The sequence below is a fragment of the Puniceibacterium sp. IMCC21224 genome, from assembly GCF_001038505.1.
In the GTDB taxonomy this organism is placed as follows: domain Bacteria; phylum Pseudomonadota; class Alphaproteobacteria; order Rhodobacterales; family Rhodobacteraceae; genus Puniceibacterium.
Genome location: NZ_LDPY01000001.1, coordinates 2,776,464 through 2,791,116, shown reverse-complemented (window position 1 = coordinate 2,791,116; position 14,653 = coordinate 2,776,464). Strand labels below are relative to the sequence as shown.

General features: G+C 62.1%; 19 protein-coding genes. 17 read left to right on the top strand and 2 right to left on the bottom strand.

Annotated features, from left to right (window positions below; all coding sequences use genetic code 11):
• Window positions 1-16: 16 nt before the first annotated feature.
• From IMCC21224_RS12910 to IMCC21224_RS12870, 9 genes are all read left to right on the top strand, one after another.
• Window positions 17-496 carry a UPF0262 family protein gene (locus tag IMCC21224_RS12910; protein ID WP_047995703.1) on the top strand — a complete coding sequence of 160 codons (480 nt, stop codon included), beginning with the start codon at window positions 17-19 and terminating at the stop codon, window positions 494-496.
• 66 nt (window positions 497-562) lie between these two features.
• Entirely contained in the window at window positions 563-946 is a 384-nt protein-coding gene (locus IMCC21224_RS12905) for a low molecular weight phosphatase family protein (protein WP_047997108.1), read from the top strand.
• A 4-nt stretch (window positions 947-950) separates the two neighbouring features.
• Window positions 951-1,346, top strand: coding sequence for a ketosteroid isomerase-related protein (locus IMCC21224_RS12900; protein WP_047995702.1), 396 nt, complete (start codon window positions 951-953; stop codon window positions 1,344-1,346).
• Window positions 1,346-1,933, top strand: coding sequence for a GNAT family N-acetyltransferase (locus IMCC21224_RS12895; RefSeq protein WP_047995701.1), 588 nt, complete (start codon window positions 1,346-1,348; stop codon window positions 1,931-1,933). The genes IMCC21224_RS12900 and IMCC21224_RS12895 overlap by 1 nt, the downstream gene beginning before the upstream one ends.
• A gap of 35 nt (window positions 1,934-1,968) precedes the next feature.
• Window positions 1,969-2,853, top strand: a complete 885-nt coding sequence (locus IMCC21224_RS12890; protein ID WP_047995700.1) for a carbon-nitrogen hydrolase family protein — start codon at window positions 1,969-1,971, stop codon at window positions 2,851-2,853.
• Between the two features lie 84 nt (window positions 2,854-2,937).
• Window positions 2,938-3,156, top strand: coding sequence for a translation initiation factor IF-1 (gene infA / locus IMCC21224_RS12885; RefSeq protein ID WP_005978431.1), 219 nt, complete (start codon window positions 2,938-2,940; stop codon window positions 3,154-3,156).
• 63 nt (window positions 3,157-3,219) lie between these two features.
• Window positions 3,220-3,798 (top strand): nucleoside triphosphate pyrophosphatase, encoded by a 579-nt coding sequence (locus tag IMCC21224_RS12880; protein ID WP_047995699.1) that lies wholly within the window; start codon window positions 3,220-3,222, stop codon window positions 3,796-3,798.
• The gene (locus IMCC21224_RS12875; RefSeq protein ID WP_047995698.1) at window positions 3,795-4,811 is read left to right on the top strand and encodes a ribonuclease E/G; all 1,017 of its coding nucleotides are present in this window, start codon (window positions 3,795-3,797) and stop codon (window positions 4,809-4,811) included. The genes IMCC21224_RS12880 and IMCC21224_RS12875 overlap by 4 nt, the downstream gene beginning before the upstream one ends.
• Window positions 4,808-4,999 carry a DNA gyrase inhibitor YacG gene (locus IMCC21224_RS12870; protein WP_047995697.1) on the top strand — a complete coding sequence of 64 codons (192 nt, stop codon included), beginning with the start codon at window positions 4,808-4,810 and terminating at the stop codon, window positions 4,997-4,999. Before IMCC21224_RS12875 ends, IMCC21224_RS12870 begins: the two co-directional genes overlap by 4 nt.
• Window positions 5,000-5,009: 10 nt before the next feature.
• Here the strand turns inward: IMCC21224_RS12870 and IMCC21224_RS12865 are convergent, their stop codons facing one another.
• Entirely contained in the window at window positions 5,010-5,525 is a 516-nt protein-coding gene (locus tag IMCC21224_RS12865; protein WP_047997107.1) for a winged helix DNA-binding protein, read from the bottom strand.
• A 108-nt stretch (window positions 5,526-5,633) separates the two neighbouring features.
• Here IMCC21224_RS12865 and IMCC21224_RS12860 point away from each other — a divergent pair, with 108 nt between their 5' ends.
• From IMCC21224_RS12860 to IMCC21224_RS12825, 8 genes are all read left to right on the top strand, one after another.
• The gene (locus IMCC21224_RS12860) at window positions 5,634-6,890 is read left to right on the top strand and encodes an FAD-binding oxidoreductase (protein ID WP_231582077.1); all 1,257 of its coding nucleotides are present in this window, start codon (window positions 5,634-5,636) and stop codon (window positions 6,888-6,890) included.
• A 30-nt stretch (window positions 6,891-6,920) separates the two neighbouring features.
• Entirely contained in the window at window positions 6,921-7,895 is a 975-nt protein-coding gene (locus tag IMCC21224_RS12855; protein WP_231582076.1) for a TRAP transporter substrate-binding protein, read from the top strand.
• Window positions 7,896-7,957: 62 nt separating this feature from the next.
• On the top strand, window positions 7,958-8,491 hold the full coding sequence (locus tag IMCC21224_RS12850; RefSeq protein ID WP_047997105.1) for a TRAP transporter small permease: 534 nt from the start codon (window positions 7,958-7,960) through the stop codon (window positions 8,489-8,491).
• Window position 8,492: 1 nt separating this feature from the next.
• Window positions 8,493-9,800: a TRAP transporter large permease gene (locus IMCC21224_RS12845; RefSeq protein ID WP_047995695.1), complete on the top strand. Its 1,308-nt coding sequence runs from the start codon at window positions 8,493-8,495 to the stop codon at window positions 9,798-9,800.
• Between the two features lie 3 nt (window positions 9,801-9,803).
• Window positions 9,804-10,733 carry a hypothetical protein gene (locus IMCC21224_RS12840; RefSeq protein WP_047995694.1) on the top strand — a complete coding sequence of 310 codons (930 nt, stop codon included), beginning with the start codon at window positions 9,804-9,806 and terminating at the stop codon, window positions 10,731-10,733.
• Complete coding sequence (locus IMCC21224_RS12835; protein ID WP_047995693.1) at window positions 10,714-11,463, top strand: allophanate hydrolase subunit 1; 750 nt, start codon at window positions 10,714-10,716, stop codon at window positions 11,461-11,463. The genes IMCC21224_RS12840 and IMCC21224_RS12835 overlap by 20 nt, the downstream gene beginning before the upstream one ends.
• Window positions 11,460-12,470, top strand: a complete 1,011-nt coding sequence (locus tag IMCC21224_RS12830; protein ID WP_047995692.1) for a biotin-dependent carboxyltransferase family protein — start codon at window positions 11,460-11,462, stop codon at window positions 12,468-12,470. The genes IMCC21224_RS12835 and IMCC21224_RS12830 overlap by 4 nt, the downstream gene beginning before the upstream one ends.
• Before the next feature lie 16 nt (window positions 12,471-12,486).
• Window positions 12,487-13,275 (top strand): LamB/YcsF family protein, encoded by a 789-nt coding sequence (locus IMCC21224_RS12825; protein ID WP_047995691.1) that lies wholly within the window; start codon window positions 12,487-12,489, stop codon window positions 13,273-13,275.
• Here IMCC21224_RS12825 and IMCC21224_RS12820 read toward each other — a convergent pair.
• Complete coding sequence (locus IMCC21224_RS12820; protein ID WP_047995690.1) at window positions 13,251-14,504, bottom strand: glycerate kinase; 1,254 nt, start codon at window positions 14,502-14,504, stop codon at window positions 13,251-13,253. The two genes, IMCC21224_RS12825 and IMCC21224_RS12820, sit on opposite strands and share 25 nt — an antisense overlap.
• Window positions 14,505-14,653 lie beyond the last annotated feature (149 nt).

Below are 14,653 nucleotides of genomic sequence, written 5' to 3'. Positions count from 1 at the left end.
CCCCAAGGATTCAGCCATGAGCCGCATAGCGCATATCGAACTGGACGACGCCAACCTGCCGCCGCCCACACCCGAGATCGAACAGGAACGCCGCGTGGCGATGTTCGACCTGATGGAAGAGAATTCGTTCACCCTGCCGGCGCGCGATGATCGCGTGGTGCCTGACGGTCCCTACCGTGTCGGCCTGTCGATCCGCGAGAAACGTCTGGTGTTCGACGTTAGCACCGAAGCGCATGAAAAGGCGGCAGAATTTCACCTATCTTTGTCGCCGTTCCGACAAGTGGTCAAGGATTACTTTCAGATCTGCAAAAGCTATTTTGACGCGGTCAAAACGCTGCCGCCCAGTCAGATTGAAACCATCGATATGGCGCGGCGCGGCATCCACAATGAGGGCGCTCGCATCTTGGAAGAACGTCTTGAGGGCAAGGCCGAGATTGACGCTGACACGGCGCGGCGGCTGTTCACCCTGGTATGCGTTCTGCATTTCGGGGGCTGACGGGTGCCGCATCCTCTGCCGCAATCGGTGCTGTTTTGCTGCGATCACAACGCGGTCCGCTCGCCGATGGCCGAGGGGATCATGAAACAGCTCTATGGTCAGGACGCTTACGTGCAATCGGTTGGGGTGCTCAACGATCTGGATATCGACGGGTTCGCCATTTCCGTCTGCAATGAAATCGGTGTTGAGTTGTCGCGTCATCGCGCCCGCAGTTTCGAGGATCTTGAACAATACGGTGAGGCGCTGTCGGGCTTTGACCTTGTGGTGGCGCTGTCCCCGGCATCGCAACGTCAGGCGTTGGAGCTCACGCGGTTTTTCCATCTCAGCGTGGAATATTGGCCGATCATGGACCCCACCGGGCTGGGCGAGACCCGCGAATCCAAGCTGAACGCTTATCGCCAGACGCGCGATCAACTTTACGAACAACTCAAGGGAAAGTGGGGGACCTGAACCGATGTCCAAGGCCGTATTGGAACGCTATTTCGACGCCTTCAACCGCAAGGATCGCGCAGGTATGCTGGATTGTCTGGCAGATGATGTGGCGCATTACGTTAACGAAGGGCAGGTGCGCATGGGCCGCGCCGCATTCAGCGAATTCTGCGACCACATGGATCGCTGCTATGACGAGAAACTGACCGAAATGGTGTTGTTCGAGGCCGAGGATGGCGCGCGCGGCGCGGCAGAATTCATGGTCAACGGCACCTATCTTGAGACCGATTCCGGGCTGCCAGAGGCGCGGGGCCAAACCTATCGGCTGCCGGCTGGGTCGTTCTTTTCGCTCGACGGCGGCAAGATCATCCGCGTGGTGACGTATTACAACCTCGCTGATTGGATCAGGCAGGTCTCGTGATGCGGGTCGAGGTGCTGACCGGTGCGGCACTGGTCGCGGCGCTGGACGATGTGGCGCGGCTGCGTATCGCGGTGTTCCGGGTGTGGCCATACCTATACGATGGTGATCTGGACTATGAACGTGGCTATTTGCAGACCTACCGCGACGCGGTTCGGTCGGTTGTTGTGGGGGCCTTTGATGGCGAGCGTCTGGTCGGCGCCTCGACCGGCGCGCCATTAGAGGATCACGCCAGTGATTTTGGCGCGGCTTTTGATGGCAGCGGCCTTGCGCTGGGGGATGTGTTCTATTGTGCCGAATCGGTGCTGCTCCCCGACTACCGCGGACGGGGCATTGGCCACCGGTTCTTTGATCTGCGTGAGGCGCATGCCAAGGCATTGGGCCGCGAACAGGTGGCGTTTTGTAGTGTGATGCGCCCGGCGGACCATCCAATGCAGCCCAAGGGGTATCAGCCGCTGGATGCATTCTGGCGTAAACGTGGCTATGCGCCGCTGTCCGGTGCGGTCGCACAGTTCCACTGGAAAGATCTCGGCGAGGCGGAAGAAACCGCCAAACCCTTGCAGTTCTGGATTCGTTCTCTCGGCGATTAACGTCATGGTGCGCATCAAACCTTACGGAAAACACAATGAAAATCGCCACTGCTGCATACCCGATGGATATCCTGCCCGATTGGGCCGCTTACGCGCAAAAGATCGAATCCTGGGTCGCCAAAGCCGCGGGGCAGGGCGCGGACCTGCTGGTGTTTCCTGAATATGGCGCGATGGAGCTGGCAACACTCGCCGGTTTGGACGTGGCCGCGAACCTCGAAGCATCGCTGCATGCGGTGTCTGATCGCGTGGTTGATGCCGATGCGCTCCATGCTGCGCTGGCACAGACCTACGGCGTGCATATCCTGGCGGCGTCGGCTCCGGTGTTTGACCCGGCCATTGGTCCGCGCCCGGTTAACCGCGCCCGGTTCTTTACGCCAACGGGCCAAAGGGCGCAGCAGGACAAGCAGATCATGACACGGTTTGAACGCGAGGTCTGGGGCGTCGTGGCCGGTGGGCCGCTATCTCTGTTCGACACGACGTTGGGCCGGATCGGTATTCTGATCTGTTATGACAGCGAATATCCCCTTTTGGCACGGGCGCTTATGCAGGCTGACCTGATCCTCGTACCGTCCTGCACCGAGGCGCTGACCGGCTACTGGCGGGTGCGCATCGGGTCGATGGCGCGGGCGCTGGAACAGCAATGTGTGACGGTCATGTCGTCGACCGTTGGCCCTGCGGCGTGGTCCGAAGCGGTGGACACCAACACCGGCATGGGCGGCATCTTTGGCCCGCCCGATGTGGGCTTCCCGGCGACAGGTGTGCTGGCCGAGGGGGTGCTGAATCAATCTGGATGGACCTATGCCAATGTCGACCCGGCCCACATCGCGCAGGTGCGCGCCGATGGCGTTGTGTTGAACCGGCTGCACTGGGATGATCAGTCCGGGCGTGATGCCGCTGCGCCTGTTGTGGATATACGCTGATTTTGCCCTTGAAAATTGCTGACATTGCGCCCATCTAGGGCTGCATTCTGCATCTTAAGCAGAGTCGGCAACTCAGGAGAGACCATGGCCAAGGAAGATACGCTCGAATTTCCCGGTGTCGTCAAGGAACTCCTGCCGAATGCGACGTTCCGGGTCGAGCTTGAAAACGGCCATGAGATCATCGCACATACGGCAGGAAAGATGCGCAAGAACCGCATCCGTGTCCTCGCAGGCGACAAAGTACAGGTCGAAATGACCCCCTACGATCTGACCAAGGGTCGGATCAATTACCGCTTTAAGTAAGCGTTTCATGCTGTTGCGCGCCTCATCGGGTCGTCTGGCCCGCCTGGTGCGCGGGACTATGGCATGAAACTGATCCTTGGATCCGGCAGCCCGCGCAGGCGGGAGCTGCTTGCGCAGCTTGGTGTGGTGGCGGATGATATTCGCCCGCCCGACATCGACGAAGATCCGCACAAGGGCGAACTGCCGCGCCCCTATTGCATCCGCATAGCGGCTGAAAAAACCCGCGCCGTGGTGGCGGACAAGGATGATATCGTCCTGTCAGCTGATACCACGGTGGCGCTGGGTCGCCGCATTCTGGGCAAACCGCGCGACGCGGGCGAGGCATCACAGTTTCTTTTGGCGCTCTCGGGGCGCCGTCACCGGGTGATAACGGCGGTGGCGGTGCGGTGCGGTGAACGGCTCTGGCAGCGCGATGTAGTGACGGCTGTCAAGATGAAGCCGCTGTCGGACGAAGAATTGAACGCCTATCTTGCCACCAATGATTGGCAGGGCAAGGCCGGCGGATATGGTATTCAGGGGCCTGCGGGCGCCCTGATTCCGTGGATCTCGGGCAGCTTTACTGCTGTTGTCGGTCTGCCGCTGGCTGAAACTGCGCATCTGCTGCGGGCGGCGGGCTATCCGCTCTGGAAGGAAAGACCATGAAGGGTCGCACCATTGCTCTTGATCATTTGAACGGGGTCGAGGCTGCCGCGCTGATGGTGGACGGTCGGCTTCAGGATCTGCTGGTCGACACCGATCTGCCGCGTCCCGGTACGCTGTATCGCGCGATAGCGATGCGCCCGATGAAAGGGCAGGGGGGCATGTTCCTCAACAGCCCCGATGGTCCCTGCTATCTGCGCCAGATCAAGGGGTTGTCACCCGGTCAGCCGCTGCTGGTGCAGGTCACCGGCTATGCCGAATCGGGCAAGGCAATCCCCGTGACCAACCGCGTGTTGTTCAAAAGCCGCTACGCCATCGTTACCCCCGAAGCGCCTGGCATCAACATTTCGCGCAGCATCCGTGATGAAGAGGTGCGCGTGTCGTTGCTGGAGATCGCGCATGAGGTGATGACTGGTGAGGCCGGTCTGATCCTGCGGTCATCCTGTGCCGGGGCCGACCCGGATGAGATAGCTGAAGACATCGGTGCCATGGCGACCCTGGCCGCGCAGGTGATGGCGGATGCGTCGGGTGAGGCCGAAACCCTGGTCGAAGGCGACGGCCCGCATGCACTGGCATGGCGTGACTGGACTGATCCGGCCGAAGTCATCACCGAGTCCGGTTGTTTTGAACATGGCGGTGTCCTGGACGCGATCGAGGCGCTGCGCGGGGCGCATGTGCCGCTGGGCGAAGGGTCGATGTATATCGAGCCAACCCGCGCATTGATCGCGGTGGATGTGAATACCGGTGGCGACACGTCGCCTGCTGCCGGGCTCAAGGCGAACATGGGGGCGGTGCGCGAACTGCCGCGCCAGCTGCGTCTGCGCGGGCTGGGGGGGCAGATCACCATCGACCTCGCTCCGACCCCGAAAAAGGACCGCCGTCAGATCGAGACCGCATTGCGCGCCGCGATCAAGGCGGATCAGGTTGAGACAACCCTTGTCGGATGGACGCCGATGGGCAATCTTGAGCTGCAACGCAAGCGTGACCGTATCCCGCTGTCCGAGGTTCTGAAGTGAGCTGCCCAATCTGCGACAAGCCGACCGTAACGGCGTATCGCCCCTTCTGTTCAAAACGCTGTGCCGATGTGGATCTGTCGAAATGGCTAAGCGGCAGTTATGCGCTCCCCTCGCAGGACCCGGACGATATCGAAGAGGCGCTGGATGCTGTTCTGAACCTTGATGAGGGACGCGACAAGCCGCACTAGGCTGCGTTGTCTAATAGGTCGTCGCGGCCCGCGCAGCCTGATCGTATTGCCCGGACATCAGCCGCAGCAACGTTGACAACCGGCTGATCTGTTCCGGCTCAAATCCCAGCTCACCCATGGCACGTAGCAACAGCGCCTCGCGAATTTCGCGGTAGCGGTCGCAGGCCGCGGCGCCTTCGTCGGTCACGGCCACGGTCTTTTCCTTGCCGTTGCGCCCTTCTTGCACCAATCCCGCCCGGGCGAGCTTTTTGATCGCGTAGTTCACCACATGGGTGTCTTCGATATTCAGTACCAGACACAGATCGGCCAGACGTTTCGGCCGACCGCGATGATAGACCGAATGCAGCACCAGCACCTCGGTCGCGGTCAGACCGGGGTGGCCTGCGGTCGCCATCGCCCGCACCACCCAGCGCTGAAACGCGTTATGCGCCAGCGTCAGCCCGAATTCGAATTCCGAGATTTCGGGAAAGGCACCATTCGCCAGATGCGCAGACGAGACCACGGGCCCAAGATCATGCTGTTTCATAGGCGCCAGATTGAAGGACGCTGACAATTTGTCAACAAATTGTTGACGTGTTGCGGCGATGGGCCAGAATGAGCCAAAGGAATCAGCCGCCATAGGAGGCCGGGTAAGGTGAGCACTCTGCCAAGGGACGCAGAACATGTGGTCGTGATCGGCGCCGGCATTGTCGGCGTCTCAACGGCGATCTGGCTGCGCCGGTTTGGTGCCTTTGTGACCTTGATTGACCGAACAGCGCCGGGGCAGGGCACATCCTATGGCAACGGCGGCGTGCTGGCAGCCTGCGCCATGGTGCCAGTGACCGGGCCGGGGCTGTTGCGCAAGGCACCGGGAATGCTGCTCGACCGCGACCAGCCTCTGTTCCTGAAATGGGGCTATCTGCCGCGCCTGATGCCATGGCTGTTGAAATACCTCAGCCATGCGAATGATGCTGATACACGGCGCATTGCGCTGGGTCTGACCCCCATTGTTGGCGACAGTGCGGCGCAACATATGTCTCTGACGGATGGGCTGGCCGCGCGCCGCTATGTCGTGCCGGGTGAGTACGTATATGCCTATGGGGATCGTGCGGATTTTGATGCCGAGGCGTATTCCTGGGGCTTGCGCGCCGAGGCAGGGTTTGAACCGCAACTCATCGAAGGCGGTGCAGTGCGGGAGTATGAGCCGAATTTCGGGCCTGATGTGGGCTGCCTTGCGGTGCTGTCGGACCATGGGCATGTGCGCGATCCGGGGGGGTATGTCGCAGCGCTTGCGGCGGATTTTGTCGCCATGGGGGGGCGCATCCGAACGACAGATGTGCACGATGTGCAGTTGGACGGCGATCGCATCTCAGCGGTTCTGACGGCTGACGGGCCGATTGCCTGCGACCGTGCGGTCATCGCCGGCGGGATCTGGTCCGGCCCGCTCATGCAGAAACTGGGGATCAATGTTCCGCTTGAGACCGAGCGGGGCTATCACATCGTCTTTGAGGGTGCAGATCACGGACCCAGCGTGTCGGTGATGGTCAACGCCGGAAAATTTGTCGCCACGCCAATGGATGCGGGCCTGCGCTGCGCCGGGATTATTGAGTTCGGCGGATTGGATGTGCCGCCGTCGCGGACCCCCTTTGCGCTGTTGCGGCGAAAGATGCGGCAAACCTTTCCGGGCTTGACCCACGGTCGCGAAGTTGAATGGATGGGTCACCGCCCCGCCACTGCTGACAGTCTGCCCTGCATCGGAGAGGTGCGCAGCACCGGCATCTACACCGCCTTCGGGCATCACCACATTGGCCTGACTGCGGGGCCAAAGACAGGGCGGCTGTTGGCTGGTCTGATGACGGGTGAACCGTCCAACACCGATCTGACCCCGTATCAACCGGGGCGGTTTTCTTAATGTACGACTTTCAACACGGGAGATAACAATATGAAACTACTTATGAACACGCTGACGGGTCTGGCCTGCGCCACCGCCCTGACCGCACCTGCAATGGCCGAGACCTGGGATATGCCGATGGCTTATTCCGCCAGCAACTTTCACTCTGCCACGGGCGCTGAGTTCGCAAAATGCGTGACCACCGGCACCATGGGCGAGGTCGAGATCGTGACCCATCCCGGCGGATCTCTATTCGCTGGTGCCGACATCAAGCGTGCGATCCAGACCGGCCAGGTGCCGATCGGTGAACGTCTGCTGTCTGGCCATGCCAATGAGAATGCAGTCTTTGGGTTCGACTCCATCCCCTTCCTGTCGCCCAGCTTTGACGATCACGCCAAGCTTTGGGACGCTGCCAAGCCCGAGATCGAAAAAGTCCTGTCCGAGCAAAACCTGACCCTGCTTTATTCTGTGCCGTGGCCACCGCAGGGTCTGTACTTCAAGAAAGAAGTAAACTCGGTCGAGGATATGAAAGGCGTCAAATTCCGGTCCTACAACAACGCCACCGCGCGTCTGGCCGAACTGACCGGCATGGCACCTGTCACCATAGAAGCGGCAGAGCTAAGCCAGGCGTTTGCCACCGGTGTTGCAGAGTCGATGATTTCATCGGGGGCGACGGGCTATGACCAGAAGGTCTGGGAAAGCCTGACGCATTTCTATCAGGTCGATGCATGGCTGCCGCGCAACTATATCATGGTCAACTCGGACACATGGAACGGCACGTCGGACGCGTCCAAGGCAGTGATCACCGGCTGCGCCGAACTGGCCGAGTATGCGGGCCTCTACCGTGCCAAGGAATACACCAACTTCACCTATGACGGGCTGCGCGCAGGTGGCATGACCGTGCAACCGGCCAGCGAAGAGCTGATGTCGGGTCTACGCGCCGTGGGTGACACGATGACGGCCGAATGGCTGGAGCAGGCCGGCGATGCGGGCAAGGCGATCATCGACGCCTACAAGGCCGAATAAGCACCACATAAGTGACTGAACAGGTGGCCCCCGATTGGGGGCCGCCCTATGGGGATGCTGACATGAATTTCTTGCGAACCCTGCGGCGCGGGCTTGATGCGCTTTATCTTGCGTCCGGTGTGCTGGCCGCAGTCTGCCTTGTCGCGATCCTTGTGCTGATCGTTGCGCAGATGCTGGCGCGCTGGACGGGATTGGTGTTTCCGGGGGGCGCGGCTTATGCGGGGTATGCCATGGCCGCAGCGTCGTTTCTGGCCTTTGCCAACGCTCTGAACCGGGGCGCACATATTCGCGTGTCGATCCTGCTGGGTGCCGTGACCCCGCGTATTCGCTGGTTCCTTGAAATCTGGTGCTTTGCGCTTGGCGCGGCCATCGCGTGGTATTTCACCTATTACGCCTATTGGTTCGCCTATTGGTCGTGGAAATTCCACGAGGTGTCGCAGTCGCAGGACGCCACGCCGTTGTGGATGCCGCAGTCGGTGATGGTGCTGGGGGGCGGGGTTCTGGCCATCGCCCTGACCGATCATTTGATACAGGTGGTGTTCACCGGCGATCACCGTATTACCCGCGATCTGGTCGATCAGAGCATGGGAGAGTGACATGACCGAACTATATGCCATCGCGCTGTTCCTGTTTGTTTTGTTCCTGTTGCTGGGCACCGGAGTCTGGGTCGGGCTCGCCCTGATGGGAGTTGCCTGGGTCGGGATGGAGCTGTTTACCTCGCGCCCGGTCGGCGACGTTATGGTCACGACGATCTGGGCGACGTCCTCAAGTTGGACGCTGACGGCACTTCCGCTGTTCATCTGGATGGGGGAAATCCTTTTTCGAACAAGGCTTTCCGAGGATATGTTCAAGGGTCTTTCGCCTTGGCTCGCCCGTCTGCCGGGGGGGCTGGTCCATACCAATATCGTTGGCTGCACAGTCTTTGCGGCTGTATCGGGGTCGTCGGCTGCGACTTTGTCCACCGTGGGCAAGATGTCGATCCCGGAATTGCGGGCGCGCAAGTACCCCGAACAACTGATCATCGGCACACTGGCCGGGGCGGCGACCTTGGGTTTGATGATCCCACCCAGCCTCGCGCTGATTGTCTATGGCGTTACGGTCAATGAATCGATCACGCAGCTGTTCTTTGCCGGTGTTGTGCCGGGGCTGGTGCTGGCGGTGATGTTCATGGGCTATGTTGCGATCTATTCTTATGTCGCCAAGGATTGGGCACCGGTGCAGGAAACCGGCATGAGTTTTGCCGAAAAGCTGCGCAATTCGCGATTCCTGCTGCCGGTGATCTGCCTGATCACTGTGGTGATCGGGTCGATGTATCTGGGCTATGCCACCGCGACCGAGGCGGCAGCGTTCGGCGTGCTGGGCGGGCTGGTGCTCGCCGCAGGGCAGGGATCGCTGACGTGGGAGACGTTCAACGCCAGCCTCATGGGCGCCATGCGCACCAGCGCGATGATCGCGCTGATCCTCGCGGGCGCGGCGTTCCTGAAATTGTCGATGGGTTTTACCGGGCTGCCGCGTGCGCTGGCCGACATGATCTCGGCGACGGAGCTGTCGCGGTTCCAGCTGTTGATGGCGCTGCTGGTTTTTTACATCGTGCTGGGCATGTTCCTTGATGGGATTTCGTCCGTGGTACTGACCATGGCAGTCGTCGAACCGATGGTGCGCGGCGCGGGGATTGACCTGATCTGGTTCGGGATTTTTGTCGTCGTGGTAGTCGAGATGGCGCAGATCACGCCACCCATCGGGTTCAACCTGTTTGTGTTGCAGGGCATGACAGATCACGAGATGGGCTATATCACCCGCGCGGCATTGCCGATGTTTCTGATCATGGTGGTGATGGTCTTTGTGCTGATCTGGCTGCCGGATCTGGCACTCTGGCTGCCTGATACCATCCGCGAGGCGCGATGACCTGTGTCATTCCTGCATTTCCTTGCGCGTCACGCCCGAGCCTGTCTGGTGCTTGGGTTGCTGGCCGGGCTGGCGTTGCCGGAGCTGGCAGCGGCGATGCGGCCGTGGCTGCCGCATCTGGTAGCGTTACTGTTGTTCATGACCGCGTTGCGGGTCGGCGCGCGCGCGGCTTTGGGCGGGCTGGGGCAGGCGCGGGTCAGTCTGGGCTTTGTCCTTGTGTTGCAGGTCGCGCTGCCGCTGTTGGCGCTGGGGATTTTGGCTGCTCTGGACCTGCTGGCGTGGCCGCTGGCGACGGCGGTGGTGCTGATGCTGGCGGCGCCGTCGGTGACGGGATCGCCGAATTTTGCCATCATGACGGGGCACGATCCGGCACCCGCAATGCGGCTGCTGGTACTGGGAACAGCGTTGTTTCCGTTGACCGCGCTTCCGGTGCTGTGGTTGCTGCCGCAGCTTGGCGGGATCGAGGCGGCGGTGCAGGCAGCGCTGCGGCTGATCGTCGTCACACTAGCCGCAGTCGCGCTGGGCTTTGCCGCGCGGCGCTGGCTGCTGCCCCATCCGAGCGATGCGCAAAGCCGGGCGCTGGACGGCGCAAACGCCCTTGCATTGGCCGTGATCGTTGTGGGGTTGATGTCAGCCATTGGACCACTCGCGCGCAGCGACCCACAGCGGCTGGCATGGTGGATGGCGGCGGTTGTGGCGGTGAACTTTGGCCTTCAGATCGCGGGTTTTGTTGTGCTGCGCCGCCTGCCGGGCCTGCGCAGCTGGACCGTGCCCGTGTCGATCATCGCGGGCAACCGCAACATAGCGCTGTTTCTAATTGCATTGCCGCCCGACGTGACCGCCCCGCTGCTGATCTTTATCGGATGCTACCAAGTGCCGATGTATCTGACCCCTATTTTGCTAAAGAAGCTCCATGACACTGCCAGAGTCTGAACCCACGCAATTCCCCTGCATCCGAACCGTTGGCATCGACGGTATGCTGGTCAGCTTTGGCGACCGGCTGAGCGAGCCTGCCAACCGTGCAGCCCTTGCCTTGCGCGCCGCGATTGAGGGCGAGGGCTGGGACGGAGTCGAGGAAACCTCGACGTCGCTGGTCTCGACCTTTCTGCGGTTCGATCCGCTGCATCTGAGCCACGCCACGCTGACACAACGCCTGACTGGTTTCCTTCAAGGCACCAACTGGACCGAGGCTGCTCTGCCCGAAGGTCGGCGGTATTTCCGCATTCCCACAGTCTATGGCACCGACCTCGCTCCGCAACTGGACGAGGCGGCAGCCCTCGCCGGGATGACGCGGGACGAGGCGGTTGCCTCTATCTCGGGCACACGGGTGCGGGTCACAACCATCGGATTCGCCCCCGGTCAGCCCTATCTGGGCGAATTGCCCGAGGCGTGGAACATCCCACGCCAGAATGCGCTGACACCGACCGTGCCGATGGCAGCACTGGTCGTGGCGATCCGTCAACTGGTGCTGTTCTCGGTGACGACACCGACCGGATGGCGCCATATCGGGCAGACCGCGTTTCGGCTGTTTCGCCCCGACAGCGACACGCCCTTTGTCCTGCGCCCCGGCGATGAGGTGCAATTTGTTCCTACTGCTGGCGATCAGCTGGCGAATATGGAGCAGGACCCGAACGGTGGCGCAGAATGGGAGGCGATCCCATGAGGCGCGTTCTGATCGTTCATCGCGCAGGTCCCGGCGTTACCATTCAGGATGGCGGTCGGCCCGGCTTCCTTGCCTTTGGTTTGTCACGCGGCGGTGCCACCGACCGTCTGGCGCTGGCCGAAGGGGCGGCCCTTTTGGGGCAATCGGATGACCTTGCCGTGCTGGAAATGCCCGGCATGGGCGGCCGGTTCGAGGTCACGCAGGACACCCGCTTTGCCCTGACCGGGGGCGAAATGCGTGCCACGCTGGACGGTGCGCCGCTGGTGTGGAACGCCAGTCATCTGCTGCCTGCGGGGGCTGTTCTGGACATCGGGCCGGTGACTTCGGGCGCTTATGGTTATCTGCATCTTGGCGGCGGCATAGGGACCGAACCTGCGATGGGCGCGCGCGCTACCCATCTGACCGCCGGATTGGGCCGCGTGATCGAGGCGGGCCAGCGTCTGCCGCTGGGCGTGGACAAGGGGTCACGGGCCGGGATGCTGCTGCCGCGCGATGACCGGTTTCGCGGTGGCACCCTGCGCGTGGTCGAGAGCCTGCAAACAGGGTTCTTTCCCGCAGATGATCTGAAGCGATTCACCACGACCACCTTCACCCGCGACACCCGTGCCAATCGGATGGGTGTGCGGATGCCCAGCGACGGGCCGGGTTTTCATGTCGAGGGTGGTTTGAACGTCGTGTCAGAAATCATCGTGCCGGGTGATATTCAGGTGACCGGCGACGGCACGCCCTTTGTGCTGCTGTCGGAATGCCAGACAACTGGCGGCTACCCCCGCATCGCCACCGTTTTGCCCGCTGACCTGCCGCGTGTGGCGCAGGCTCCGCCGGGGGCAAAGCTGGGGTTTCGGTTTGTCCCACTGGCCGAAGCGGTCGAGGCCGAGGCAAAATTCCGCAAGCATTGCAAAGACCTGCCGCGCAGCCTGCAGCCGCTGGTGCGGGATCCGCACGACATTTCCGACCTGTTGTCCTACCAATTGATCAGCGGTGTGACCGCTGGTGATGATCTTTGAAAGAAAGGCCAAGCACATGACCAGAGCCGTTGATCTGAACGCCGATATGGGAGAGAGCTTTGGCCCCTGGGTCATGGGACAGGATGCTGAACTGCTGCGGGTCATCACCTCGGCCAACATCGCTTGCGGGTTGCACGCCGGTGACTGGGATGTGATGGCGCAAACGATGCGCGACGCGGTGGCCAATGGCACCGGCATCGGCGCGCATCCCGGCTTTCCCGATCTCCAGGGCTTTGGTCGTCGGGCGATGACGCTAAGCCATGACAGCCTGCGCAACCTCGTGCGCTACCAACTGGGTGCGGCGCAGGCGATGGCGCGGGCGTCGGGCGGAAAGGTGCGGCATCTGAAGCTGCATGGCATGATGGCCAACATGGCCTCGGCGGATATGGCGATGGCGCGGGCGTGTTATCAGGGCGCGCTGGACGTTGATCCCGACATCATCGTTATGGTGCTGTCGGCCACCGCACAGCAAGAGGCGGTTGAGGATCTGGGGTGCCGCTGGGCCGGAGAGATCTTTGCCGACCGGGCCTATAACGACGATGCGACACTGGTGGATCGGTCGCTGCCGGGTGCCGTGATCCACGACCCCGAACTGGCAGGTCAACGCATGGTGTCGATGGTTCAGGCTGGCGCGATCCTGACCGAAAGCGGCAAGCGGATCGAAGCAGCGGTGGACACGATCTGCCTGCATGGCGATGGTAAAACGGCGCTGGAGATTGCGCGGTCGGTGCGCGCGGCGCTGGAGACGGCAGGCGTCAAGCTGAAAACCTTTGAGGGGCGTCAGGGCCAGATCAGCAAGGCCTGAACATCGGCCACATTGGTGCCGGTCGCTTCGGTCAGCAGCAGATCGCCCGCCGCCTCAAGCGCGGCAAAGCTGTCATTGTTCGCCAGCAGGGCGTCAGCATCAGCGCCTGCTGCTGCCATTCGCACCTTGGTACCCGCATCGACGATCCCGCCCGCCGCATCGGTCGGCCCGTCGCGCCCGTCGGTGCCACCGGAAAGAAAGGTCCAGTTGCTGGGCGCGGCAGGTGCTTCCATGGCCACACGCAACGCCATCTCCTGATTGCGCCCGCCGCGCCCGGTGCCGGTGATCCGCACGGTGGTCTCTCCGCCGAAGAGCAGAACTGTCGGGGTGTCGACGGGTTTCAGCGCGGCCAGCACCTCGCGCGCGGCGTCTCCGACGTCACCGACAAGGGCATCGCTGACAATCCGGGCCTGCCAGCCTGCGGAGTCAGCTGCTGCTTGCATGGCGGCCAGCGATTGCCGGTTCGATCCGATCAGGACATTGTCCGCCTGTGGCGTCGCAGGCGGCGTCACATTCCTGTCGAGATGGGCGCGGGCGGCGACGGGCAAAGCATCCCACAAACCATGCTCCTTGAGCAGGGCCACGGCGTCAGAAGCGGTGCCAATCGGGCTGACCGTGGGGCCAGAGGCGATGGCGCGCAGGTCGTCGCCGATCACGTCTGACAGGATATAAGCGGTCACCGGCGCAGGTTCGGCATGGCGCAAGAAACCGCCGCCTTTGAGTTCGGACAATTGCTGCCGCACCATGTTCATCTTGACGATATCAAGCCCGCCAGACAGCAGCACCTGATTGACCGCCGCCTTGTCCTGCAGCGTGAGCCCGGCGACCGGGGCGGGCAACAGCGCCGATCCACCGCCCGAGATCAGCGCGATCACCTGATCGTCGGCAGTGCAACTGTCGAGCAGGTCGATGACTGCACGGCCCGCCGCAAATCCTGCCTGATCAGGCACCGGGTGTCCCGCGCGCATCACGCGGGCGTCGGGCACGTCGCGGGTATTTTCGTGATGCGTGACAGCCAGCGCCTCAAGTGGGCCACGCACATGGGTCATTGCTTCGGCCAGCATGGCTGGTGCCGCTTTGCCTACGGCGATCAGGACTGTGCGTCCGGTACCATGGGGCATCGCGGCCTGCGCGATCTGTCGCCGCAAGGCCAGCTCTGGGTTTGCCGCACCGACAGCGGCGTCGAACAGCGTACGAGCGAGCGTGCGGGAGGTGTCTGATGTGGTCATGCTACGGCCCTTTGTGATCGTCGACACAAAGGCCGACACAAGTGGCGGTGTCAACCAAGCCAGTGGGCGCAATCCGGTTTTCGCAGCCTACGCGTAGCCCTTACAAAGGGCCGTCAAGCCATTTCCGCGCCGCGATGTTGGTGATCTCG

Excerpts from the sequence above, each read along its gene's own strand:
- IMCC21224_RS12910 (WP_047995703.1), top strand. The coding sequence starts at position 17 with ATGAGCCGCATAGCGCATATCGAACTGGACGACGCCAACCTGCCGCCG.
- IMCC21224_RS12905 (WP_047997108.1), top strand. The coding sequence starts at position 563 with ATGGCCGAGGGGATCATGAAACAGCTCTATGGTCAGGACGCTTACGTG.
- IMCC21224_RS12900 (WP_047995702.1), top strand. The coding sequence starts at position 951 with ATGTCCAAGGCCGTATTGGAACGCTATTTCGACGCCTTCAACCGCAAG.
- IMCC21224_RS12895 (WP_047995701.1), top strand. The coding sequence starts at position 1,346 with ATGCGGGTCGAGGTGCTGACCGGTGCGGCACTGGTCGCGGCGCTGGAC.
- IMCC21224_RS12890 (WP_047995700.1), top strand. The coding sequence starts at position 1,969 with ATGAAAATCGCCACTGCTGCATACCCGATGGATATCCTGCCCGATTGG.
- infA (WP_005978431.1), top strand. The coding sequence starts at position 2,938 with ATGGCCAAGGAAGATACGCTCGAATTTCCCGGTGTCGTCAAGGAACTC.
- IMCC21224_RS12880 (WP_047995699.1), top strand. The coding sequence starts at position 3,220 with ATGAAACTGATCCTTGGATCCGGCAGCCCGCGCAGGCGGGAGCTGCTT.
- IMCC21224_RS12875 (WP_047995698.1), top strand. The coding sequence starts at position 3,795 with ATGAAGGGTCGCACCATTGCTCTTGATCATTTGAACGGGGTCGAGGCT.
- IMCC21224_RS12865 (WP_047997107.1), bottom strand. The coding sequence starts at position 5,525 with ATGAAACAGCATGATCTTGGGCCCGTGGTCTCGTCTGCGCATCTGGCG.
- IMCC21224_RS12855 (WP_231582076.1), top strand. The coding sequence starts at position 6,921 with ATGAAACTACTTATGAACACGCTGACGGGTCTGGCCTGCGCCACCGCC.
- IMCC21224_RS12850 (WP_047997105.1), top strand. The coding sequence starts at position 7,958 with ATGAATTTCTTGCGAACCCTGCGGCGCGGGCTTGATGCGCTTTATCTT.
- IMCC21224_RS12845 (WP_047995695.1), top strand. The coding sequence starts at position 8,493 with ATGACCGAACTATATGCCATCGCGCTGTTCCTGTTTGTTTTGTTCCTG.
- IMCC21224_RS12835 (WP_047995693.1), top strand. The coding sequence starts at position 10,714 with ATGACACTGCCAGAGTCTGAACCCACGCAATTCCCCTGCATCCGAACC.
- IMCC21224_RS12830 (WP_047995692.1), top strand. The coding sequence starts at position 11,460 with ATGAGGCGCGTTCTGATCGTTCATCGCGCAGGTCCCGGCGTTACCATT.
- IMCC21224_RS12825 (WP_047995691.1), top strand. The coding sequence starts at position 12,487 with ATGACCAGAGCCGTTGATCTGAACGCCGATATGGGAGAGAGCTTTGGC.
- IMCC21224_RS12820 (WP_047995690.1), bottom strand. The coding sequence starts at position 14,504 with ATGACCACATCAGACACCTCCCGCACGCTCGCTCGTACGCTGTTCGAC.